20 protein-coding genes are annotated in these 22,470 nt (G+C 71.6%); 8 read left to right on the top strand and 12 right to left on the bottom strand.

What is annotated here, in order from left to right; genetic code table 11:
• Window positions 1–9 precede the first annotated feature (9 nt).
• The 7 genes from ACIQOU_RS15195 to mce form a co-directional block, all read right to left on the bottom strand.
• Window positions 10–882: an ABC transporter permease gene (locus ACIQOU_RS15195; protein ID WP_401537162.1), complete on the bottom strand. Its 873-nt coding sequence runs from the start codon at window positions 880–882 to the stop codon at window positions 10–12.
• On the bottom strand, window positions 879–2,147 hold the full coding sequence (locus tag ACIQOU_RS15190; protein WP_401537161.1) for an ATP-binding cassette domain-containing protein: 1,269 nt from the start codon (window positions 2,145–2,147) through the stop codon (window positions 879–881). The genes ACIQOU_RS15195 and ACIQOU_RS15190 overlap by 4 nt, the downstream gene beginning before the upstream one ends.
• Before the next feature lie 132 nt (window positions 2,148–2,279).
• Window positions 2,280–3,050 (bottom strand): ABC transporter permease, encoded by a 771-nt coding sequence (locus ACIQOU_RS15185; protein ID WP_401537160.1) that lies wholly within the window; start codon window positions 3,048–3,050, stop codon window positions 2,280–2,282.
• Between the two features lies 1 nt (window position 3,051).
• Window positions 3,052–4,035, bottom strand: coding sequence for an ABC transporter ATP-binding protein (locus ACIQOU_RS15180; protein WP_401537159.1), 984 nt, complete (start codon window positions 4,033–4,035; stop codon window positions 3,052–3,054).
• Between the two features lie 222 nt (window positions 4,036–4,257).
• Window positions 4,258–5,193 (bottom strand): cellulose-binding protein, encoded by a 936-nt coding sequence (locus ACIQOU_RS15175; protein WP_093836241.1) that lies wholly within the window; start codon window positions 5,191–5,193, stop codon window positions 4,258–4,260.
• A 185-nt stretch (window positions 5,194–5,378) separates the two neighbouring features.
• On the bottom strand, window positions 5,379–9,233 hold the full coding sequence (gene scy, locus ACIQOU_RS15170; RefSeq protein WP_401537158.1) for a polarized growth protein Scy: 3,855 nt from the start codon (window positions 9,231–9,233) through the stop codon (window positions 5,379–5,381).
• Between the two features lie 210 nt (window positions 9,234–9,443).
• Entirely contained in the window at window positions 9,444–9,884 is a 441-nt protein-coding gene (gene mce, locus ACIQOU_RS15165; RefSeq protein ID WP_401537157.1) for a methylmalonyl-CoA epimerase, read from the bottom strand.
• Window positions 9,885–10,035: 151 nt separating this feature from the next.
• On the opposite strand from mce, the gene ACIQOU_RS15160 reads away from it, so the two are divergent.
• The 3 genes from ACIQOU_RS15160 (at window position 10,036) to ACIQOU_RS15150 (ending at window position 13,839) form a co-directional block, all read left to right on the top strand.
• A complete protein-coding gene (locus ACIQOU_RS15160) occupies window positions 10,036–11,238 on the top strand; it encodes an acetyl-CoA C-acetyltransferase (RefSeq protein ID WP_401537156.1) in 1,203 nt (400 codons plus the stop codon).
• 115 nt (window positions 11,239–11,353) lie between these two features.
• On the top strand, window positions 11,354–12,310 hold the full coding sequence (gene meaB, locus ACIQOU_RS15155) for a methylmalonyl Co-A mutase-associated GTPase MeaB (protein WP_401537155.1): 957 nt from the start codon (window positions 11,354–11,356) through the stop codon (window positions 12,308–12,310).
• A gap of 266 nt (window positions 12,311–12,576) precedes the next feature.
• On the top strand, window positions 12,577–13,839 hold the full coding sequence (locus ACIQOU_RS15150; RefSeq protein ID WP_401537154.1) for an MFS transporter: 1,263 nt from the start codon (window positions 12,577–12,579) through the stop codon (window positions 13,837–13,839).
• A gap of 66 nt (window positions 13,840–13,905) precedes the next feature.
• Here ACIQOU_RS15150 and ACIQOU_RS15145 read toward each other — a convergent pair whose 3' ends face one another.
• Window positions 13,906–14,511: a PepSY domain-containing protein gene (locus ACIQOU_RS15145; RefSeq protein WP_401537153.1), complete on the bottom strand. Its 606-nt coding sequence runs from the start codon at window positions 14,509–14,511 to the stop codon at window positions 13,906–13,908.
• A gap of 116 nt (window positions 14,512–14,627) precedes the next feature.
• On the opposite strand from ACIQOU_RS15145, the gene ACIQOU_RS15140 reads away from it, so the two are divergent.
• Window positions 14,628–15,296, top strand: coding sequence for a response regulator transcription factor (locus ACIQOU_RS15140; RefSeq protein WP_401537152.1), 669 nt, complete (start codon window positions 14,628–14,630; stop codon window positions 15,294–15,296).
• Window positions 15,293–16,738 (top strand): sensor histidine kinase, encoded by a 1,446-nt coding sequence (locus tag ACIQOU_RS15135; protein ID WP_401537151.1) that lies wholly within the window; start codon window positions 15,293–15,295, stop codon window positions 16,736–16,738. The genes ACIQOU_RS15140 and ACIQOU_RS15135 overlap by 4 nt, the downstream gene beginning before the upstream one ends.
• A gap of 152 nt (window positions 16,739–16,890) precedes the next feature.
• On the opposite strand, the gene ACIQOU_RS15130 is transcribed toward ACIQOU_RS15135, so the two are convergent.
• From ACIQOU_RS15130 to ACIQOU_RS15115, 4 genes are all read right to left on the bottom strand, one after another.
• On the bottom strand, window positions 16,891–17,367 hold the full coding sequence (locus tag ACIQOU_RS15130; RefSeq protein WP_401537150.1) for a MarR family winged helix-turn-helix transcriptional regulator: 477 nt from the start codon (window positions 17,365–17,367) through the stop codon (window positions 16,891–16,893).
• Between the two features lie 105 nt (window positions 17,368–17,472).
• Window positions 17,473–18,273 carry an AIM24 family protein gene (locus ACIQOU_RS15125; protein ID WP_401537149.1) on the bottom strand — a complete coding sequence of 267 codons (801 nt, stop codon included), beginning with the start codon at window positions 18,271–18,273 and terminating at the stop codon, window positions 17,473–17,475.
• Window positions 18,270–18,920, bottom strand: a complete 651-nt coding sequence (locus ACIQOU_RS15120) for an AIM24 family protein (protein WP_401537148.1) — start codon at window positions 18,918–18,920, stop codon at window positions 18,270–18,272. The genes ACIQOU_RS15125 and ACIQOU_RS15120 overlap by 4 nt, the downstream gene beginning before the upstream one ends.
• A gap of 1 nt (window position 18,921) precedes the next feature.
• Window positions 18,922–19,554, bottom strand: a complete 633-nt coding sequence (locus ACIQOU_RS15115) for an AIM24 family protein (RefSeq protein WP_401537351.1) — start codon at window positions 19,552–19,554, stop codon at window positions 18,922–18,924.
• Between the two features lie 231 nt (window positions 19,555–19,785).
• Here ACIQOU_RS15115 and ACIQOU_RS15110 point away from each other — a divergent pair, with 231 nt between their 5' ends.
• The 3 genes from ACIQOU_RS15110 to ACIQOU_RS15100 all read left to right on the top strand — a co-directional run bounded on the left by ACIQOU_RS15110 (window position 19,786) and on the right by ACIQOU_RS15100 (window position 22,470).
• Window positions 19,786–20,130: a DUF3817 domain-containing protein gene (locus ACIQOU_RS15110; RefSeq protein WP_401537147.1), complete on the top strand. Its 345-nt coding sequence runs from the start codon at window positions 19,786–19,788 to the stop codon at window positions 20,128–20,130.
• A complete protein-coding gene (locus ACIQOU_RS15105; RefSeq protein WP_401537146.1) occupies window positions 20,127–20,423 on the top strand; it encodes an MTH1187 family thiamine-binding protein in 297 nt (98 codons plus the stop codon). Before ACIQOU_RS15110 ends, ACIQOU_RS15105 begins: the two co-directional genes overlap by 4 nt.
• 187 nt (window positions 20,424–20,610) lie before the next feature.
• Window positions 20,611–22,470 (top strand): glycosyltransferase family 2 protein, encoded by a 1,860-nt coding sequence (locus ACIQOU_RS15100; protein WP_401537145.1) that lies wholly within the window; start codon window positions 20,611–20,613, stop codon window positions 22,468–22,470.

Below are 22,470 nucleotides of genomic sequence, written 5' to 3'. Positions count from 1 at the left end.
CGTTACACGTCACACGTCCCGTCGTTGCACCAGCACGGCGGCACCGGCGAACGCGACGGCCGTGACCCCCACGGCGATCCACAGCGGCTCCCAGCCGGTGGGGCCCGAGTCGCTGAGCGAGGCCGTGTAGAAGACGCCGAGCTGGTTGGGGATCGAGTACTCGAACAGCCCCTCACGCACGCCGCGCAGCGCCGACGAGAACATGAACAGGGCGAGCACCAGCGGGGCCAGCACCAGCGCGATCATCAGCGTGATGGCGCCCGCCGAGTGCCGGATCACCGAGCCGAGCAGCAGCGAGAACAGCCCGAGCAGCGCCACGTACAGCGAGACGCCCAGGGTGGCCTTCAGCCACTCCGAGGCCGACGGCTGCCGGGTCTCGGTCAGCAGCCCCACATCCGCGAGCGCGACCACCAGCACCGACACGAACGTGACGGTGAACGCGACCCCGAAGAACACGATCGACTTGGCCGCCAGCACCCGTACCCGCGACGGGCACGCCGTCATCGTGGTGCGGATCATGCCGGTGCCGTACTCCGAGGCCGTCGTCAGCACGCCCAGCGTGATCACGCACATGACCCCGACCAGCACCCCGAAGAAGCCGAACGACAGCGGGTTCTGCGCGCTGACACCGTCCTCGGCGCCGCTGCTCGCCATCAGGGCGGCCACCGCGAGGCCGATGCCGACGACCAGCAGCACGAACACGCCCAGGGTCCACAGCGTGGCGCGCACCGAGCGGATCTTCGTCCACTCCGAGGCGATCGCGTGCCCCAGATGCGTGCGCACCACCGGGATCGGCGAGGTGTAACCGGCGTACGACGACCCGCCGCCGGTCTGCCACTCGGGCGCGGTGGCCTGCGGCGTCGGGTGCTGTGGCGTGCTCATCGGACGTCCTCGGGCTTCGTCGGGTCGGCGGGAGCGGCCGGCGCCTGCGGCACCCCGGGTCCCTGGGGGGCGGACTGCGGCACCTGCTGAGGGGGCTGAGCGGGCGGCTGCGGGGCCGCGGGGCCCGGCTGGGCGTACGGGTTGCCCTGAGCCGCCGCGGGGCCGCTAGGGGGTGCATAGGGGTTCGGGGTGGGCTGCCCGGCCGCGTGGGGGCCCGGCATCGCGAACGGCTGCCCGCTCTCCTGCGGGGGCGGCGGCGCGTACCACCCGGCCTGACCCTGGCCCGGGATCGGCATCGGCGGCTGGGTACCGGGCGGCAGCGGCTGCATCAGCCCGGCCTTCTCGTCCGACGTCGACCGGTAGTCCACCGCGCCCTGCGTCATCCGCATGTACGCCTCCTCCAACGAGGCCTGGTGCGGCGACAGTTCCCAGAGCCGGACGTCGGTGTCGTGCGCGAGGTCGCTGATCCGGGGCAGCGCGAGCCCCGTCACCCGCAGCGCCCCGTCCTGCTCCGGCAGCACATGTCCGCCCGCCTCCGTCAGCGCCGCCGCGAGCTTCTCGCGCAGCTTCGGCTCGGTGTCGGGGGTCCGCACGCGCGCGAAGCCGGCGGAGTTCGCCGCGATGAAGTCCCGCACGCTCATGTCCGAAAGCAGTTGTCCGCGTCCGATCACGATGAGGTGGTCGGCGGTCAACGCCATCTCGCTCATCAGGTGCGAGGAGACGAAGACGGTACGGCCCTCCGCCGCGAGCGCCTTCATCAGGTTGCGCACCCACAGGATGCCCTCCGGGTCGAGGCCGTTGACCGGCTCGTCGAAGAGCAGCACCTGCGGGTCGCCGAGGAGCGCCGCGGCGATGCCCAGCCGCTGGCCCATGCCGAGCGAGAACCCCTTGGAACGCCGTCGGGCCACGTCCTGGAGGCCCACCACCCCGAGCACCTCGTCGACCCGGCGGGCCGGGATGCCCGACAGCTGCGCCAGCGACAGCAGGTGGTTGCGGGCGGTGCGGCCCCCGTGCACGGCCTTGGCGTCGAGCAGCGCGCCCACCTGACGCGGGGCGTTGGGCAGCTTGCGGTAGGGATAGCCGCCGATCGTCACCTGCCCGGACGTGGGGTTGTCCAGGCCGAGGATCATCCTCATCGTCGTCGACTTCCCGGAGCCGTTGGGCCCCAGGAACCCGGTGACGAGACCGGGCCGCACCTGGAAGGAGAGGTTGTGCACAGCGGTCTTGTCGCCGTAGCGCTTGGTCAGGCCGACTGCCTCGATCATGCTCCGCACCCACCGAATGGTTCAGGACAACAGGGCACAAGCCCCCGTAGGAGCTAAGAGCCTATAGACCCACCAACGGTTCCCACCAAGCAGACAGCAGGGCAGCGCCGACAAGGGGCGCGGGGCTAGCGGCTACGCGTCACGCCGCTTCAGCACCACGTACCCCCCGAGCAGCGCGGCCAGCACCCACACCACCATGATCCCGAGCCCACCCCACGGCCCGTAGGGCGTGTCGTCCCCCACCGGCGTGACCACCTGAAGAATCTTGCTCCCCGCCTGATCCGGCAGAAACTGCCCCACCCGCTTCGTCGCGGACACGTTCCCCAGGATGTTGGAGATCAGAAAGAAGAACGGCATCAAGATGCCCAGCGACAGCATCGGCGACCGCAACATCGTCGCCACCCCCATCGAGAACACCGCGATCAACGTCATGTACAGCCCACCCCCGATCACCGCCCGCAACACCCCGGGATCACCGAGCGCCGCCCCGTGCGGCCCCAGCATCGCCTGCCCGAGAAAGAACGCGGCGAAGCTCGTCGCGAACCCCACCACCAGCGCGAGCCCCGTCGCCACCGCGATCTTGCTGAACAGGAACGTGCCGCGCTGCGGAACCGCCGCGAGCGAGGTCCGGATCATGCCGGAGCTGTACTCGTTGGCGACGACGAGCACCCCGAACACGATCATCGCGAGCTGGCCGAGAGTCATCCCCGCGAAGCTGATGAACGTCGGGTCGAACGTGAACTGATCACGCGTGCTCATGCTGTCGAAGTCGTTCCGGGACAGCGCCGAGATCAGCATGCCGAGCGCGATGGTGACGACCACCGCGAGGGACAGCGTCCACACCGTCGACGCCACCGACCGGATCTTCGTCCACTCGGACCTGATCACCTGGATCGCCGCCATGTCAGTTCCTTCCCCAGCCGTCGCCCCAGCCGGGGCGGGCGGGTCCCTCGGGCGGTGCGGGCGGTGCCTCGGCGGGCGCCTCGCCGTGCGCGTGGTACTCCACCGACTCCGCCGTCAGCCCCATGAACGCCTCTTCGAGGGAGGCCCGTTGCGGGCTCAGCTCGTGCAGCACGATCTGGTGGCGCGCCGCCAGCTCACCGATCGGCGCGGCGTCGACCCCGTCGACCTCCAGCGTCCCGCCGCCCGTCTCGACGACGGTGACCCCTTCCTGGTGCAGCGCGTCCAGGAGCCGTTCCCGGTGCGGGGTGCGGATGCGGACGTAACTGCGGGAGTTGTGGGCGATGAATTCCGCCATCGAGGTGTCCGCGAGCAGCCTGCCCTGGCCGATCACCACGAGGTGGTCGGCGGTCAGCGCCATCTCACTCATCAGATGCGAGGACACGAACACCGTCCGCCCCTGCGCGGCCAGCGACTTCATCAGGTGGCGAATCCAGTGGATGCCCTCGGGGTCGAGCCCGTTGACCGGCTCGTCGAACATCAGGATCTTCGGGTCACCGAGCAGCGCGCCCGCGATGCCGAGCCGCTGGCCCATCCCGAGCGAGAACCCCTTCGCCTTCTTGCGGGCGACCGCGCTCAGCCCGACGGTGTCCAGGACCTCGTCGACGCGGCGGCGGGGGATGCCGTTGCTCTGGGCGAGACAGAGCAGATGGTGGTAGGCGCTGCGGCCGCCGTGCACGGCCTTCGCGTCGAGCAGGGCGCCGATGTAGGTGAGCGGGTCCTTGAGCCGGTCGTAGTGCGTGCCGTCGATCCGGACATCGCCCGACGTCGGCCGGTCCAGGCCCAGCATCATGCGCATCGTCGTCGACTTCCCGGCGCCGTTGGGCCCCAGGAACCCGGTGACGACGCCGGGCCGCACCCGGAACGTGAGGTCGTCGACCGCCACCTTGTCGCCGTACCGCTTGGTCAGCCCCTCCAGCTCGATCATGCGGCCCACGCTAGGACGGCCGTTTCGGCCCTGCCACTCGAACGGGTCCCTCCGTATCCCGGGTGTCCCGCCTGTCCTGCCTGTCCCGCCTGTCCCGCGCATCCCGTGCACGCGCGTGCTTGCGAACGACTCCCGCCACCGCGCACGACCGAGGCCCGCACCCCCCTGAAGGGAGCACGGGCCTCCACACCGTCGGTGGTGCCACGGACACCACCCGCGGTGTTACCGGGTCTGCTGCGCCGGGACCCCGCGGGAGATCGGCTCGTCCTCGACCGGCGAACCGGCCGCGGCCACCGCGGCACCCGTGAGCGTGGCGAGCATCTCGCGCACGTTCGTCAGCTGGGCGTTGATCGAGTCGCGACGGTTCGTCAGCGCCGCCAGCTCGCGCTCCGACTCCGAACGGATGCGGTCGGCCTTGGCGTTGGCGTCGGCCACGATGTCCTCGGCCTGACGCTGCGCCGTCTCCACCGTCTGACGGGCACGGCGCTCGGCGTCCGTGCGCAGCTTCTCCGCCTCAAGGCGCAGCTGCTCCGCGCGGTGCTCGATCTCCGCGAGCCGCTTCTCGGCCTTCTGCTGACGCGAGGCCAGGTCACGCTCCGACTGCTCACGCCGCTTGGCGAGGTTCGTCTCGAAGTCCGCGGCGGCCTGGGCGGCCTTGGCGCGGGTCTCCTCGAAGAGGGCGTCGGCCTCCTCGCGCTTCGACTGCGCGTCCTTCTGCGCCTCGGAACGCAGCTGAGAGGCGTCGCTCTTGGCCTTCTCGACGATCCGGACGCCCTCGTCCTCGGACTTGGCCTTGCGCTCGGCCGCGAACGACTCCGCGTCGTTACGGACCTGCTGGGCCGCCGACTCGGCCAGCTCGCGGTGCTGCTCGGCCGCGCGACGGGCCTCCTCGCGCAGGTCCTTCGCCTCTTCCTCGGCGAGGCGCAGGATCTTTTCGACCCGCGCACCGAGGCCGGCGTACGACGGCTCGGCATCGCTGACCTGGGCCTGGGCGTTCTGCGTTTCGAGGTGGAGTTCCTCGATGCGCTTTTCGAGAGCGGTGATGCGGGCCAGAGCGCTGTCACGGTCGGAGACGAGCTTCGAGATGCGTTCGTCCACCTGAGCGCGGTCGTACCCACGCCGCACAAGCTCGAAGCCGTAGGGGGAAGTGTCGCTCATGGGGTTCCTGTCGAATGAGACCGGGTGAGGTGATAGAGGGAATCCTAGGGGCCGAAGCGGTGTGTCATCGAGCGGATACGTGTTTGATCTGGAGAATGACACCCCTTTTGAGTGGTTGACTCGTGGAGGCGTTGCCACGAAGTCCCGTCAAAAGCACGGAAGACGCCCGAACCGGACATCTTCTGTCAGCTGTCTGACGACTTGCCACCCGAACGAGGCGCTCCCACCGTCGCGCCCGCCTTGACCCCGCCGTCCTTCGTACCCGACGGGGCCTCAAAAGACTCCAACGCCTCCAACACGTCCTGGACACGGGAGATCTCGGCGTTGATGTCCTCGCGTCGGCGCACCAGCACCTCCAGCTCGCGTTTGCCCTCCTCGACCGTGCGCCGGGCCTCGCGGATCGCCTCGGCCTTCAGCTCCTCGGCCTCCCGGATCAGCGTCGCCTTCTTCTGCTCGGCCTCCTTCAGGAGACCCTCCGCCTTCTTCACGGCGGCGATCCTGACCTTGCCCGCCTCCGAATTGGCCTCGGACACCAGCTCCTTGGCCTTCGCCTGAGCCTTCCCGAGCTGCTCCTCGGCGGCCTTGATGAGCGCGTCGCAGCGGTCGCCCGCCGACTTCATCGTCTCCGCCGACTCCCGGCGGGCCCGCTCGTGCAGCGACTCGATCTCGCCGGTGATCCGGTCGCGCAGCTCCTCGGCGCGCTCCCGGGTCGCGGTGGCGTCCCGGCGGGCGCCGACCAGCAGCTCGTCGGCGTCCGTACGGGCCTTCTCCACCAGGGAGTTGCCCTCGACGGTCGCCTCCGACAGGAGCCGGTCGGCCTCGGTGCGGGCCGCGCCGACCATGCTGTCGGCCTGCGCCTCCGCCTCCGCGGTCGTCTTGTGCGCCTGCTGCTGCGCCTCGGTGAGGAGCTTGTCGGCCTCGGCGGTGGTCTCCGTGATGAGCGTGTCGACCTGCTCGGCCACGTCCGAACGGCGTTTGTTGGCGTCCTTGCGGGCCTCGTCCAGGGTGCGTTCGGACTCCTCGCGGGCGGCCGTGGTGAGCCGTTCGGCCTCCGCGAGCGCCTGCGCCTTGACCCGCTCCGACTCGCTGCGCAGCTGCTGTGCGTGCTGCTGGGCGGCGCCGACCGTGTCCGCGGCCTCGGCGCGCAGCCGTTCCGCGTCGCCGCTCGCGTCCGCGAGCAGCTTCTCCGCCTTGGCGACGGCGTCCGCCCGCATCCGGTCGGTGTCCGCGATCGTGTCGTTGGTGAGCCGCTCGGCCTCGCCCCGGCACTCCGTGATGAGGGTGTCCGCCTGCGTCGCCGCGTCCGAACGGATGCGGTTGGCGTCCTCGCGGGCGTCCGCCCGGGTCCGCGCCGCCGCCTGCTCGGCCTCGGCGATGGCGTCGGCGGCCTCGGTGCGGGCCCGCTGCGCGTGCTCGGACGCGTCCGAACGCAGCCGTTCCGCCTCCGCGATCGCCTCCGAAACGGTGCGCTCGGCAAGGGACTTGGCGGCCTCCGACTCCTCCGAGGCCTCCCGCCGCACCCGGCTCGCGTCCTCGGCGGCCCGCTCGCGCTCCGCGTAGGCGTCGGCGCGGACCCGGTCCGCCTCCTCCGAGGCCTCCCGGCGGCTGCGGTCCGCCGCGTGCTCGGCGGCCGAGCGCAGCCCGGCGATCTCGTCCTGGGCCTGCTCGTGCAGCCCCGAGACCGACTCCCGTACCTGCTGGGCGTGTTGCTCGGCGGCCGCGACCATCTCGGTGGCACGCCGGTCGGCCTCCTCGACCAGCCGGACCGCCTCGGTCTGCGCCTCCTCGACGCGGTTGCGCGCCGAGGCGAGCAGTTCCTCGCTCTGCTCGCGGGCCCGCTGGCGCTCCTGGTCGGCCTCGGACCGTGCCGAGCCGAGCAGTTCGTCCGCCTCGCGACGGCGCCGGGTGGCCTCCTCCTGAGCGGCGGCCAGCGTCTCGGACGCCTCCGCGGCGAGCCGTTCGGCGGCGGCCAGCGCCTCCGAGCGCACCCGGTCGGCGTTCTCCTGGGCCTCCGACTTGAGCCGCTCCGCCTCGGCGGCGGCCTCGGACCGCAGCCGAACGGCGACGGACTCGCCCTCGGCCCGGGACGCGGCCGCGTCGGCGGCGGCCTCGGTGCGCAGCCGGTCGGCCTCCGCCTCGGCGCGCTGCTGGAGCGCGGCGATCCGCTCGGCGGCCTCGGTGCGCTGCCGTTCCGCCTCCTCGCCGGCCTCCCGGCGCATCCGGGACGCGTCCTCGCGCGCCTCGGACAGGGCCTGTTCGGCGGAGGCGAGCCGCTCCTCGGCCTCCGTCTGGAGCCGGGTCAGCTCGGCGGCGGCCTCGGTGCGCCGGGCCTCGACGCCCCGCTCGGTCTCCTCGCGCAGCTCCCGCGCGGCCCGCTCGGCGTCGGCCCTGACGGCCTCGGACTGCTCGACGGCCTCGGCGCGGTGCCGTTCGGCCTCCGTGCGGGTGCGCTCCAGGGTCTCCTCGGCCTGCCGGCGCAGCGTCGTCGCGCGCTCGATGGCCTCGGTGCGGACCTTCTCGCTGTCGGTGGCGGCCTTCTGACGCAGCTCGTCCGCGTCCGCCTTCGCCTTGGCGAGCAGCTCCTCGGCGGTCTTGGCGGCCTCCTCGATCTGCTGGACGGCCTCCTTGCGGGCCTCCGCGCGGATCTTCTCGCCCTCCGCGACCGCGTCGGCGCGCAGTTGCTCGGCCTCGCCGCGCAACCGGCGGGCCTCCTCCTGCAATTCGACGGTCTTGGCGCGGTACTCCTTGGTGTCGTCCTTCGCCGCGCCCTTGAGCTGGGTGGCGAGGTCGTGCGCCTCCTCGCGCAGCCGGTCCGCCTCGGCCTCGGCCTCGGAACGAATCCGCTCGGCCTCCTCGGCGGCGGCCCTGGTGGTGCTGCGGGCGTCCTCGGACGCCTTGTTGAGGACGTCCTCCGCGGTCTTGGCGGTCTTCGCGAGCTGGGAGGCGCTCTCCTCGGCGGTGATGCTGCGGGCCTTCTCGGAGGCCTCGGCGAGGATCTTCTCGGCCTCCGCGCGGGCGTCCGCGACCAGCTGCTCGGCGTCCGCCTTGGTGGTCTCGGCCTCCTTGGTGGCCTCGCCGACCAGCCGGGCGACCTGCTCCTTGGCGGTCCTGGTGCGCTGTTCGTTGGTCGACTCGGCACCGGCGATCGCCTTGGACGCGGCCTCCTTGGCGTCGGTGACCAGCCTCTCGGCCTCGGACTGCGCCTTGCGCAACGCCTCCTCGGCGTCCGCCATCCGCTGCTCGGCGGCCCGGCTCAGCTCACCGGCCTGCCGCCGGGCGGCGTCGGACTCGTCCGCCGTGGAGCTGCGCAGCGCCTCGGCGTGGTCGGTGGCCTCCTGGGCCTGCGTGGAGGCCGCGTTCAGCAGCCGCTCGGCGTCCGTGCGGGCGCGGCGCAGCAGCTGCTCGGCCTCGGCACGGGCCGTCTCGGCGTCGGACTGGAGGCGCTGACGGGCCTCGGCGGTCACCCGCTCGGCCTCGGCGCGGGCCTGCGCCATGGCCTGCTCGGCCTCGGCCCGCGACTCGTCGAGCAGCCGGCGGGCCTGGGCCTCGGTGCGGGCCCGCAACTGCTCGGCCCAGGCGACGTTCTCGTTGACGTGCGACTCGACGGTCTGGCGGCGCTCGGACAGCTCCTGGTCGAGCTGCTGGCGCCGGGTCACCGCCTCCTGGTGCAGCTCCGCCTGGAGCCTGGCCGCCTGTTCGGCGTGCTCCTGGAGGATGCGCTGCGTCTGGGCGCGGGCCTGGCTCAGCTCCCGTTCCGCGTCCTGGCGCAGCTGATCGGCCTGCACCTGGGCGTTACGGAGCATCTGCTCGGCCTGGTAGCCGAGGTCGCCGCCGCCGTTGTCGTAGGCGGGCCGGGACATGATGGTGCGGCGCGCCTCGTGCAGCTTGGCGCGCAGCACCTCGACCTGGTAGCCGAGGTCCTCGGCGTGCTGGATCGCCTTTTCCCGCTCGGTCTTCAGCCGCTCCATCTCGGCCTCGAACCGAGAGAGGTGGTCGACGTCAGCCGCCGGCTCTCGCTCCTGGCGTTCGTAGCCCCGCACTGCGCGGTCCCATCCGTCCCCTGGTCGCAGGTCATTCAGAACGAGCGCCGTCCACCGACCGGACGGCACCCCCGGGGAATGGTGTCAGATCAGCGGGGCGGCAGAGGCTGCTGCCCCGTCGCTGCCCCCCGAAACCTGGACCCCGGCATGCGGTCGCCCTGGTTGAGAGCGACGACCGCCCCCAACCCTACCGGCCCATATGTACGAGGGTCAGTGCTCAGGTGACTCAACTGGCGCCGAAGTGACCAGTTCTGTCAGTACACCGTGGCAATCCTTTGGATGGAGGAAGGTGATCCGTGACCCCATGGAGCCGCGTCGGGGCTCTTCGTACAGCACCCGGACGCCCTTTTCCCGGACGTCCGCCGCATCCGCGTCCACATCGGCCGTGCCGAACGCGATGTGGTGGACGCCCTCACCGTTCTTCTCCAGCCACTTGGCGACCGTCGAATCGGCACGGACGGGTTCCAGGAGCTGGAGGTAGGAGGCGCCGCCGTCCGAGGTGCCGTTGATCCTGAGCATGGCCTCGCGGACCCCCTGCTCCTCGTTGACCTCGGTGTGGAACACCTCGAAGCCGTACGTGGCACGGTAGAACTCGACGGTGGTGTCGAGGTCGAAGCAGGCGATCCCGATGTGATCGATACGCGTCAGCATGGAGTCAGTGGAGCGCCGAACGGGCGGTTACGCAACGTGCGCGCGATCACACCGACGGCACGATGACGCGGTGGACCGCCGCTCAGTACATTCGAAGTAAACCCTCGTTCACTTCCGCGGCTGCGCAGGCCGGAAAAGGGGATCGCACGTCATGTCCGGATCGAACAGCACGACCTCCGTGATCGTCGCGGGTGCCCGCACCCCGATGGGCCGTTTGCTCGGCTCGCTCACGTCCTTCTCCGGAGCCGATCTCGGCGGCTTCGCGATCAAGGCCGCCCTGGAGCGCGCGGGCATCGGCGGCGACCAGGTGCAGTACGTGATCATGGGCCAGGTGCTCCAGGCCGGCGCCGGCCAGATCCCGGCCCGGCAGGCCGCCGTCAAGGCCGGCATCCCGATGGACGTGCCCGCCCTCACCATCAACAAGGTCTGCCTGTCCGGGCTCGACGCCATCGCCCTCGCCGACCAGCTGATCAGGACCGGGGAGTTCGACGTCGTGGTGGCCGGCGGCCAGGAGTCCATGACCGGCGCCCCGCACCTGCTGCCGAAGTCCCGCGAGGGCTTCAAGTACGGCGCCGTCGAGATGCTCGACGCGATGGCCCACGACGGCCTCACCGACGCCTTCGAGAACATCGCCATGGGCGAGTCCACCGAGCACCACAACACCCGCCTCGGCATCCTCCGCCCCGAGCAGGACGCGTTCGCCGCGCTCTCCCACCAGCGGGCCGCCGCCGCCCGCAAGAACGGCCTCTTCGACGCCGAGATCACGCCGGTAGAGATCCCGCAGCGCAAGGGCGAACCGGTGATTTTCAGCCAGGATGAGGGCATCCGCGCCGACACCACCGCCGAGTCCCTGGGGAGGCTGCGGCCCGCCTTCACCCGCGACGGCACCATCACCGCCGGGTCCGCCTCGCAGATCTCCGACGGCGCCGCCGCCGTCGTCGTCATGAGCAGGGCCAAGGCCGAGGAACTGGGCCTCGACTGGATCGCCGAGATCGGCGCCCACGGCAATGTCGCGGGCCCCGACAACTCCCTCCAGTCCCAGCCCTCCAACGCCATCCGGCACGCCCTGGGCAAGGAGGGCCTCGACGTCGCCGACCTCGACCTCATCGAGATCAACGAGGCCTTCGCGGCCGTCGCCGTCCAGTCAATGAAGGACCTCGGGGTGTCCACGGAAAGGGTGAATGTCAACGGCGGTGCCATCGCCCTCGGCCACCCCATCGGCATGTCGGGCGCCCGGCTGGTGCTGCACCTCGCGCTGGAGCTGAAGCGGCGCGGCGGCGGGGTCGGCGCGGCGGCCCTGTGCGGCGGCGGCGGTCAGGGCGACGCCCTGATCGTGCGAGTCCCCAAGGCGTGAGCAGGGCCCGAGCGCGACTTGAGCGCGACTTGAGCGCGGCCTGAGCTGGGCCTGAGCAGGGCCTGAGCGCGGTCTGAGCGCCACCATCCACGTCACGAAGCGGAACGGAGCTGTGATGCAGGACGTCTCCTCGCTGGCCGCCCAGGCCAGAGAAGGCCGGCCGCGGGCGGTGGCCCGGCTGATCTCCCTGGTCGAGGGGGCGTCCCCGCAGCTCAGGGAGGTCATGGCGACCCTCGCCCCGCTCACCGGGAACGCCTATGTCGTCGGCCTCACCGGCTCGCCCGGCGTCGGCAAGTCCACGACGACGTCCGCGCTCGTCACCGCCTACCGCAAGCAGGGCAAGCGGGTCGGCGTCCTCGCCGTCGACCCGTCGTCGCCGTTCTCCGGCGGCGCGCTGCTCGGCGACCGGGTGCGGATGTCGGACCACTCCGGCGACCCCGGCGTCTACATCCGATCCATGGCTACCCGGGGACACCTCGGCGGCCTCGCCTGGGCCGCCCCGCAGGCGATCCGGGTGCTGGACGCGGCGGGCTGCGACGTGATCCTCGTCGAGACGGTCGGCGTCGGCCAGTCCGAGGTGGAGATCGCCTCCCAGGCCGACACCTCCGTGGTCCTCCTCGCCCCGGGCATGGGCGACGGCATCCAGGCGGCCAAGGCGGGCATCCTGGAGATCGGTGACGTGTACGTCGTCAACAAGGCCGACCGGGACGGCGCCGACGCCACCGTCCGCGAGCTGAACCACATGCTGGGCCTCGGCACCGCCCGCGCCCCCGGCGACTGGCGGCCCCCGATCGTCAGGACCGTCGCCGCCCGCAGCGAGGGCATCGACGAGATGGTCCAGGCGCTGGAGAAGCACCGGGCCTGGATGGAGGAGCACGGCGCCCTCGCCCGCCGCCGCCGCGCCCGCGCCGCCCGCGAGGTCGAGACCATCGCCGTGACCGCCCTGCGCGCACGCATCGCCGACCTGCACGGCGACCGCCGCCTCGACGCCCTCGCCGAGCGCATCGTCGCCGGACGGATCGACCCCTACCGCGCGGCGGACGAACTCGTCGCCGGGTTGACGGGGGACTGAGGGCGGGGGCGGCACGGGGCCGACGGGAGCCCGGCGGCGGCCCGAGCGACGGGCGGTGGGCGCCCGGCGGAGGCCGGTCCTGTCCGTGGGCGGTGCGGGGCCGACCGCCGGGAAAACCGGTGGGCGACTCCCGTGCCCCGCTGTTACGTTGCCCCCGTGTTCCTCCTCTTGGCATAGGGCCCGCCCCGGCCCGCGACCGGCACCTCGGTGTGGCCGTCGCGGTCCCTCGGCGTCCCCCTCTCGCCTCCAGTTGAGGAACCTCTCGCGTGTCCGCACCCTCTACGCGGCCGTCCTATGCGGCCGTTCTCCGTGTTGCCCACGCCCGCCGCACGTTCGGCGCCGCCCTCATCGGCCGGCTCTCCTACGGCGTGGTCTCCGTCGCCGTGATCCTCACCGTGACCCGGGCCACCGGCTCCTACGGCGTCGCCGGTACCGTCATCGCCCTCTACGGCGCTCTGAGCGTCGTCCTGATGCCCTACCGGGCGTCGCTGGTCGACCGGTTCGGGCCGCGCCGGGCCCTGACGCCCATGGCGCTGCTCCACTCCGCCCTGCTCTGCGTCCTCGCGGCGGCCGCCTGGCGTCCGGGGGCCTCGGCGGTCGCGCTCGGCGTGCTCGGCGCCCTCGGCGGTGCCTGCGCGCCCCCGCTGGGCCCCGCCATGCGCTCGGTGTGGTCCGAACTCGCCCCCGAACCCGCCCTGTTGCGCCGCGCCTACAGCCTGGACGGCGTCGCCGAGGAACTCCTCTACGTCACCGGCCCGTTGCTCGTCGGCGTGGTCTGTGCGGTCGGCGGGGCCACCCCACCGGCCGCCGGGCTGCTGCTCAGCGCCGCCCTGATGGCGACCGGCACCCTCGCCTTCGTCACCTCCCCGGCGGTCGGCGCGGTCGGCCCGGTCGGCCCGGCGGGCCCCAAGTCCCCTCGCCCGCACGGCGATCGGGGCGGTCCGGGGCGGGCCCTGCTGCAACCGGTGCTGGTCGCGGCGGGCGTCGGCCTGTCGCTCAGCGTCGTCGACCTGCTCGTGGTCGCCGTCGCCGAGCGGACCCACCACCGGGACGACACCGTCGCCTGGGTCCTCGCGGCCCTGTCGGCGGGCAGCGCGGTCGGCGGGCTCCTCAACGGCGCCGTCGACTGGCGGACGCCCGCCCGCACCCGGCTGCCGTTCTGCGCGGCGGGGCTCGGCATCACGCTGGCCGCCGCCGGTCTCGCGCCCGGGATCGGCACCCTCGCGGTGGCGGTCGCCTGCGCGGGCCTGTTCGTCGCGCCCACGATGACCACCGCCTATCTCATCGCCGACGAGTCGGCACCGCCGGGCCTGCGCACCCGGGCCGGTGCCTGGATCAACACCGGTATCAACGCCGGGAGTTCGGCCGGGGCGGCGGGTGCGGGCTGGCTCCTCCAGCAGCTGCCGACCGGGCCGTGCTTCGTCCTCGCGGGCGCGGTGGCGGTGGCGACGGCACTGATCCCGGGCGGCCGCCGACCCCGGACCACGACGGCCGGGCGCCCGGCGGAATCCCCTCCGCCGGGCGCCTGACCGTCGACTGCGGGGGCAGTCGCCGTTGTCCGTAAGGCAGTTGGCCACTCTCCGGTGGCGTGGCCGTCAGTCGTCGTGGTCGGTGGTGACCTTGCCGGAGTTCAGGTCGACGTGGACGTCGTGCTCGTCGCCCGAGGAGCGGACGTCGATCTCCCAGCCCCGGTCGTCGGAGTCGTCCTCCAACTCGACGGCGGTCACGGTGCCTTGACCGGCGGCGGCGCGGGCCGCCTCGGCCGCCGACACGGACGTCCCCGCGAGGGCACGACGGACCTCGGCGGTGTCGTCCTCGTCCTCGCCGTGCGCCGATGTCACCTTGCCGGTCAGGGCGTTGACGTCCACGCTGTGCCAACTCCCGTCGGCGGCAAGGATGTCGACCTCCCACTCGCCCCGGCCGCCGCGGTCGTCGTCGTCCAGCTCGGCGGCGACGGCGGTACCCGAGGTATGGGCGAGGGCCGCGTCGATCGCCTCGGCGGCCGTCACCCGGGCCGAGGCCACCCGCACGCTGTCGTCGCCGTCGCGGTCGTCGGTGCGGTCCTGCCGGTGGTCGTCCGTGGAGACGGACGCCTGCCGCGCCGACGTGCCGTCGTCCCCCGACACCGCGAGGGCCGTGGCCGTACCGCCCCCGATCAGGGCGACGGTCGTCACGGCGGCTATCACGATGTTGCGCTTCATGGCGGTTCCTCCCGAGTCATGTCGTTCTCGACACGACCCACCTTCGCGGCCGGAGGCTGAGGGGAACCTGAAGGCACCTGAAGTGATCTTCAGGTTGGCTTTGCGACCCTGTACGCATGCGCCTGCTGATCGTGGAGGACGAAAAACGCCTCGCCCTGTCCCTCGCCAAGGGGCTGACGGCCGAGGGGTACGCCGTGGACGTCGTCCACGACGGCCGGGAGGGCCTGCACCGGGCTAGTGAGGGCTGCTACGACCTCGTGATCCTGGACATCATGCTGCCGGGCCTCAACGGCTACCGGGTCTGCGCCGCCCTGCGCGCCGGGGGCCACGAGGTGCCGATCCTGATGCTCACCGCCAAGGACGGCGAGTACGACGAGGCGGAGGGCCTGGACACCGGCGCGGACGACTACCTGACCAAACCGTTCTCCTACGTGGTGCTGGTCGCCCGGGTCAAGGCGCTGCTGCGGCGGCGCGGACAGGGCCCCGGCGCCTCGCCCGTCCGCACGCTCGGTGACCTGAAGGTCGACACCGCCGCCCGCCGCGTCTTCCTCGCGGCAGACGAAGTGCCGTTCACCACCAAGGAGTTCGCGGTCCTGGAACACCTCGTCACGCGCGCGGGGCATGTGGTGTCGAAGGCCGAGATCCTGGAGCACGTCTGGGACTTCGCCTACGACGGCGACCCGAACATCGTCGAGGTCTACATCAGCACCCTGCGCCGCAAACTCCGCCCCGACCTCATCCGGACCGTGCGCGGCGCCGGGTACCGGCTGGAGAGCGGGCGATGAGACGGCTCTTCGGCTCCGTCCGGGCCAAGGCCACCCTCGGCGCCACCCTGGTCGTCGCGGTCGCCCTGCTCGCCGCCGGGGCCGCCGTGCTGCTCTCGCTGCGCGCCAACCTCCTCGACCAGGCCGACACCCAGTCCGAACGCTCCGCCCGCAAGGTCGCCGCCGACCTCGCCGCGGGCACCGCCTACGACCGGCTCGACCTCGACGACGACGGACCCCCCGTCCAGGTCGTCGACGAGGACGGCCGCCTCGTCGCCGCCAGCGAGGGCCTCGACGCCGTCACCGGCACCGGCAGCAGCGCCGTCACCCCCCGCCCGACGGCACCGGCGCCCTCCGGCGACGACGAGGAGTCCGACGACGACGGCGAGGACCACCCGGGCGACGACGAGGACGACCTCTCCCTCCAGCCCGGCGAGATCGCCGACCAGGTCCGTTACTCCGACGGCTCGGCGACCGTCGACGGGCAGCGCGCCGACTACCGTTTCGCCGCCGTCCAGGTGGAGGTCCCCGGCAAGGGACGGCTCACCGTGTACGCCGGGTCCGAACTCGCCACCGAGCAGGGCGCCGTGGGCACCGCCCTCACCGTGATGCTGGTCGGCTTCCCGCTGCTGCTCGGCGTCGTCGCCACCGTGACCTGGCTGGTCACCCGGCGTGCGCTGCGCCCGGTCGAGGGCATCCGGCGCGAGATGGCCGCGATCACCGCGTCCGAGGACCTGGCCCGCCGGGTGCCGGTGCCCGACGCGCACGACGAGGTCGCCCGGCTGGCCCGCACCACCAACGAGACGCTGACCGCCCTCCAGACCTCCGTGGAACGCCAGCGCCGGTTCGTCGCCGACGCCTCCCACGAACTGCGCAGCCCCATCGCCTCCCTGCGCACCCAGCTCGAAGTCGGCGCCGCGCACCCGGAGTTGCTGGACGTCGACGGCGCCGTCGAGGACACCGTCCGGCTCCAGCACCTCGCCGCCGACCTGCTGCTGTTGGCCCGGCTCGACGCGGGCCAGCGCCCGGCGGACACCCGGGTCGACCTCGCCCGACTGGCCCGGGCGGAAGCGTCCCGGCGCACCGGGGTGACGGTGAGCACGGACGACGCCGTCGAGGTGACCGGCTCGCGGAGCCAACTGACCCGCGTGCTGGGCAACCTGCTGGACAACGCGGCCCGGCACACCCGCACCGGGGTGGTGGTCGAGGTGCGCCGGGTGGGCGACCGGGCGATCCTCACGGTCGCCGACGACGGCGACGGCATACCCGAGCCGGACCGGGAACGCGTCTTCGAGCGCTTCGTCCGCCTCGACGCCTCCCGCAGCCGGGACGACGGCGGAGCGGGCCTGGGCCTGGCCATAGCCAGAGAAATAGCCCACGGCCACAAGGGCACCCTGACAGCCCAGAACACCCCAGAGGGCGGAGCCCTCTTCACCCTCAACGTCCCCGCAGCAGAGTCCTAGCCCACCAGCCCCGACCATCCAGGAGCGCCGCCCAACTGTCCAAGACGCGGCCCGGCAACGCCGAAAAGGGGCGCGGGGCTGTATCGATTTGCGGCTCCGCCGCGCGGGCGCGACCAGCCACGACGGCGCCGCACCCGAAAACGAACCCCGCCCTACGGCCGCCCCCGCTGCCCCCGCAAGTGCGCAGCGATGGGCCGCAGCGCCGTCTCCAACTCCGCCAGAGCCTCCGGCGACAGCAAGTCGATGAAGTGCCGCCGCACAGAAGCCACATGATGCGGCGAAACCTTCCGCATGGTCTCCAACCCATGCTCAGTCAGCACCGCGTACAACCCCCGCCGATCAGACTCACAGTTCTCCCGCCGCACAAGATTCGCGTTCTCCATTCGAGTGATCTGGTGCGAGAGCCGACTCTTGGACTGAAGCGTCGCGGAGGCGAGGTCACTCATCCGCAGCCGCACATCCGGCGACTCGGAGAGGTTCACGAGGATCTCGTAGTCGTTCATCGTCAGACCGAACGGCTGGAGATCCTTCTCCAGCTGGTACGTCAAGAGCCTGTTGACGTCCAGGTGAGTACGCCAGGCGCACTGCTCCGCATCGGTCAGCCAGCGCGTGGCCGTCTCAGTCTCCATGAATGAAGTCTACCTAAAATGTTGAAAGGCGAACTAGCTTGCGGTATCTGCGTACGGGAGGTGACGGCGTGCACGCGTTCGACGTCACACTCCGCAGACTACCGCTCACAGCCCGAAGCGACGCTGGAGGTCGCCGAGCTGTCCGGGAAGACGCGGTGCCCCCGCCCCCTGCCCCGCACCACCCTGCGCACCCTGCCCACCGGGCACTCCGGGCTGCGCCGGAGGGGCCCCGATGTCCTGCTCGGCCATCAGCGCCTCGCTCGACTGGAGCAGCACCGTACCCGCCCCGACGAACTCGAACTGGTGCTCCTCGCCGGACGCCCCGCCGACCCCCGTCATCGCACGTAGACCGCCCAGCACGCCGGTCATATAGCCGTGGTCGTAGTGGTGGCAGGGGGAGGGGCAGTCGGCCCAGCCGACCAGGGCCTGCGGGTCCACCCGGATCGGGGGTTCCATGAACACCACGGGGCCGTTCGAGGCGGCCACGAACTTCCCGGTCCCGATCAGCGTCAGGAAGCCCGGCACGATCGACTGCTTGAGCGCCAGACTTGGCTGAAAAGCGAGGAGATTTCCGGAGCGAATGGTCAGATTGCCGTCGTCGAGGTCGAACGAGTTCACATCGAAGGCCCGGTCGGCGAGGAGCATCTTGCCCGACCCCTCCGCCACCACCCAGTCACTGGCGTGCAGCGGCGAGTGGAACGACGTGCGCACCAGCCGGTCGAGGCGGCCGTGCCCGATGCCGTTGAAGTCGATCGACCCGTAGTAGGCGATCATCTTCCCCTTCTGAAGGAACCACTGGCTCCCTTTCAGTTCCACACAGAAGGTGTAGTGGTTGACGTTGTCGTCGACCGGCAGGGTCATGGGGTCGAAGACCTGCGGGCCGCCAGGGCTCCCGTACGTGCTCACAGCTTGTCCTCCGACGCCTGGACGAACACCGATCCGTTGCCGCTCAGCTCCAGCTGGAACCCCTCGCCCGAGCCCCGGCCCACCATGTCCCGCCAGCCGAGCGCGGTCGACAGTTTGTTTCTGACGTCGCCGTGGTGGGCGACGTAGGCCTGGGGGTCGACGTGGACCGGGCGCTGCGGGGTGATCGGGATCTCGAAGACACCACCGTGTGCCATCACGGCCACCGCCCCCTGCCCCTGGAGGGTGGTCGTGAACAGGCCCTGCCCGGTGACCTGGCCGCGCACCATGCCCATCACGCCGCCCTGCGCGCCCATGAACATCGTGCCCTGCCGCAAGGTGCCCTCGAAGGCGAGCAGCCGGTCGGCCTCCACGTACAGCGTGTCCCCGGTCAGCTCGATCACCTGGACGTGATGGCCGCCGTGCCCGAACAGCACCGTGCCGCTGCCCTCGACGGTCATCAGCGGCGTCGCCTCGTTGGCCACCCGGCGTCCGATCGCCGACATGATCCCGCCCTGCCCGCCCTGGAGGTTCGGCGTGAAGGACACCTCGCCCTGGTAGGCGAGCATCGCCCCGCGCTGGCTGAACAGCCGTTGCCCCGGCAGTACCGTCGCCTCGACCATCTTGGAGTTGATCTCACGGAAGCCCATGTCACACATCCCCCGCGATCGTGTTGCGCTCGCTCGGCTGGACGTAGACCAGGCCGCTGCCCTCGAACCGGATCTGGAAGGCCTCGCCGCCGCCCTCCCCGAGGAACGTGCGGAAGCTCACCCCCGACTGGAACGACTGCCGGACATCACCCTGGTGGGCGATGTAGGCGCCCGGGTCGACGGTCAGCGGGTACTGCGGACTGACCCGCAGCACGACGGCCGGACCGTCGGAGAGGATCGCCGCCTGCCCGTGACCCTCCACCGTCGTCGTGAACAGGCCGTTGCCCTGGGACGCCCCGCGCAGCCCCGTGAACGACGTGCCGGTGCGCAGCCCCGCGTCGGTCGCCAGCAGATTGCTCGACTCCACGTACAGCTTGTCGCCCTGGAGCGCGACGAGGTTGATCTCGGAGGCACGGTCCGCGAACCAGCAGGTCCCGTGCCCTTTCACCTCCATCACCGTCATCTGTTCGCCGGTGATGCGCCGGGTGACCATCCCCCGGATTCCCTCACCGCCGCCGGTCATTTTCTTGAACGCCATCTGCCCGTCGTACGCGACCATCGAGCCGTTCTTCGCCTTCACGGCGTCTCCGGTCATGTCGACGGCGAGCACCTTGCTGTCCTGAAGTCGGAACATCGCCACGCAGTGAAGGTATCCAACGCCGCACCCCGCCCGACAGGGCCCACGGGTGGAGATCACCCCTGACCGCACCCCTAGGGGATGTGACCCGCGCGACCCCACCCCCGGCTCCGGGGCGGCTCGCACGTTTGTCACAATGGCCCCACGTTTGTGCTCGCGTTCACAAACCCGTCGGTGCCCCACCCGTGCCGTGCCGGCGTCCCTCCCACCGACCACCGAAGGTGACCCGTGGACATCAAGACCGCCACCGCCCTCCGCCGACTCCGCCTCGTCTCCGCGCCCGAGGCGGTCTCCTTCCTGCTCCTGCTGGTCTGCTCGGTCCTCAAGCGGACCACGGACTTCAACGCGGTGCCGGTCATGGGCATGGTCCACGGCGTGCTCTTCATCCTCTACGTGATCTTCTGGGCGGACGCCTGGAACCGCACCAAGTGGAACGCGAAGACCGCCGCCCTCTACTTCGTCCTGTCGGTCCTGCCGACCGGCGGCTTCTTCGCCGAGCGCAAGCTCAAGCGCGCCGCCGAGGATGAGGTCATCGCCTCCCGGGCCCGCCAGGAAGGGGTCGTCGGCGCATGATCGTCGCCTTCTCCGTGACCCCGCTCGGCGTCGGCGAGGACGTCGGGGAGTACGTCGCCGACGCGGTCCGCGTGGTGCGCGCCTCGGGGCTGCCGCACCGCACCGACGCGATGTTCACGTCCGTCGAGGGCGAGTGGGACGAGGTCATGGACGTCGTCAAGCGCGCCGTGGCCGCCGTCGAGGCGCGGGCTCCCCGGGTCTCCCTGGTGCTCAAGGCGGACATCCGCCCAGGGGTGACCGACGGCCTCACCTCCAAGGTGGCGACGGTCGAACGACACCTGTCCGACGGCTAGTTCCCGCCACCGTCAACTCCCTTCACCCCACGGGCACTTCGAGAGGCTCCGCGCACAGCTCGCGGCGGCCCGCGAGGTGCCCGTAGCCAGTTCGGATGACGCCCACCTGGACGCTCCAAGTCGACATGTCTCCCTATCTCCATTTGTGTGTGGGTATCGGGATCACGTTCGATCACTGGAGGGCGCTGTGCGGCAGCCTGACGAGGGCTACGACTACGACACCCACAGCCGACTGGCCGGACCGCTCACCGAGCCGCCGGCCGGGCCGTACCGGGTGCGGTACCACTCGCTCCTCTCGCGCGAGCCCCACCGAATACGCGCCGTCCTGCTGATGGGCCTCGCCCCGGTCCTCACCGGACTCCTGCTCGTCTACCTGGTCTGGCCCAGCCACTGGGTCGAGCGCGAGGGCGGCGAGGAGTGGCTGATCGGCCTCGACATCACGATGCTCATAGCCATCGGCCTCATCGAACTGTTCATGGTGGTCAACGTCGCCTCCGTGGCCCACGCCACCCTGGTCGCCCGCGACCCCGTCCCGGTCACCCCCGCCCCCGGCACCCGCGTCGCCTTCCTCACGACGTACGTCCCCGGCCGGGAACCCCTCGCGATGGTCCGCGCCACCCTGGAAGGCGCCGTCCGCATCACCCACACCGGCCCCCTGGACGTCTGGCTCCTCGACGAGGGCGACGACGCCGAGGCCAAGGCGCTCTGCGCCGAACTGGGCGTACGGCACTTCACCCGGCACGGTGTCCCCGAGTGGAACCGCCCCAAGGGCGCCCACAAGGCCCGCACCAAGCACGGCAACTACAACGCGTGGATCGCGATGCACGGCGACGCCTACGAGTTCTTCGCCTCCGTCGACACCGACCACGTCCCCAGCCCGCAATACCTCGAAAGGATGATGGGCTACTTCCGGGACCCGGACGTCGCGTTCGTCGTCGGACCGCAGGTGTACGGCAACTACCACAACCCCGTCACCAAGGCCGCCGAGTCGCAGCAGTTCCTCTTCCACGCGCTGATCCAGCGGGCCGGCAACCGCTACCGCTCACCCATGTTCGTCGGCACCAACAACATCGTCCGGATCGCCGCCGTCAAACAGATCGGCGGGCTGTACGACTCCGTCACCGAGGACATGGCGACCGGCTTCGAGATCCACCGCCGCCGCAACCCCCTCACCCGCGCGCACTGGCGCTCCGTCTACACCCCGGACGTCCTCGCGGTGGGCGAGGGGCCCGCCTCCTGGACGGACTTCTTCACCCAGCAGATGCGCTGGTCGCGCGGCACCTACGAGACGCTGCTCAAGCAGTACGCGAAGGCCCTGTTCACGATGCCGCCCGGACGGCTCTTCTCGTACACGCTGATGCTCGTCTACTACCCCATGACGGCCGTCAACTGGCTGCTCGGCATCCTCAGTTGCGCGCTGTTCATGTGGTTCGGCGCCTCCGGCACCCAGGTCTCGGCCTCCGTCTGGCTGATGCTCTACAGCGACGCGGCGGCCCTCCAGGTCGGCCTCTACCTGTGGAACCGCCGCCACAACGTCTCCCCGCACGAACCCGAGGGCTCCGGGGGCCTGGCCGGGATGGCGATGTCCGCCCTCTCCGCGCCGATCTACCTCAAGTCCCTCGGCGAGGCGGCGATCCGCCGCCCCAGCAGGTTCGTCGTGACGCCCAAGGGCGGTGACGCCAGCGCCGACCGGCTGCGCACCTTCCGCATCCACCTCTTCTGGGCGACCCTGCTCGCGGCGTCGCTGGTCGCCTCCGTCGTCCTCGGCCACACCCACGCCGCCATGTGCACCTGGGCCGCCCTGGCCATGGTGATCGCCCTCGCGCCGGTCGGGGTGTGGCGCGCCACGCTGCGCAAGGAGCGCCGGGAACGGCAGCCGCTGCCCCACGCCGCACGCCCCGCTGAGAGTGCCGAGAGCGCTGAGAGCACTGCGGGCACTGCGGGCACCGAGTGCACCGAGAGCGTTGACGGGGCCGGGAGTGCCGCCGAACCCGCCCTCGCCGCCAGTGCCCCGGCCACCGCCAGCTCCCCGACAGGAGGTAACTAG

Source organism: Streptomyces sp. NPDC091279 (genome assembly GCF_044757465.1).
Classification (GTDB): domain Bacteria; phylum Actinomycetota; class Actinomycetes; order Streptomycetales; family Streptomycetaceae; genus Streptomyces.
The sequence above is the reverse complement of the archived record's forward strand: the minus strand, read 5'-3'. Positions and strand labels throughout refer to the sequence as shown.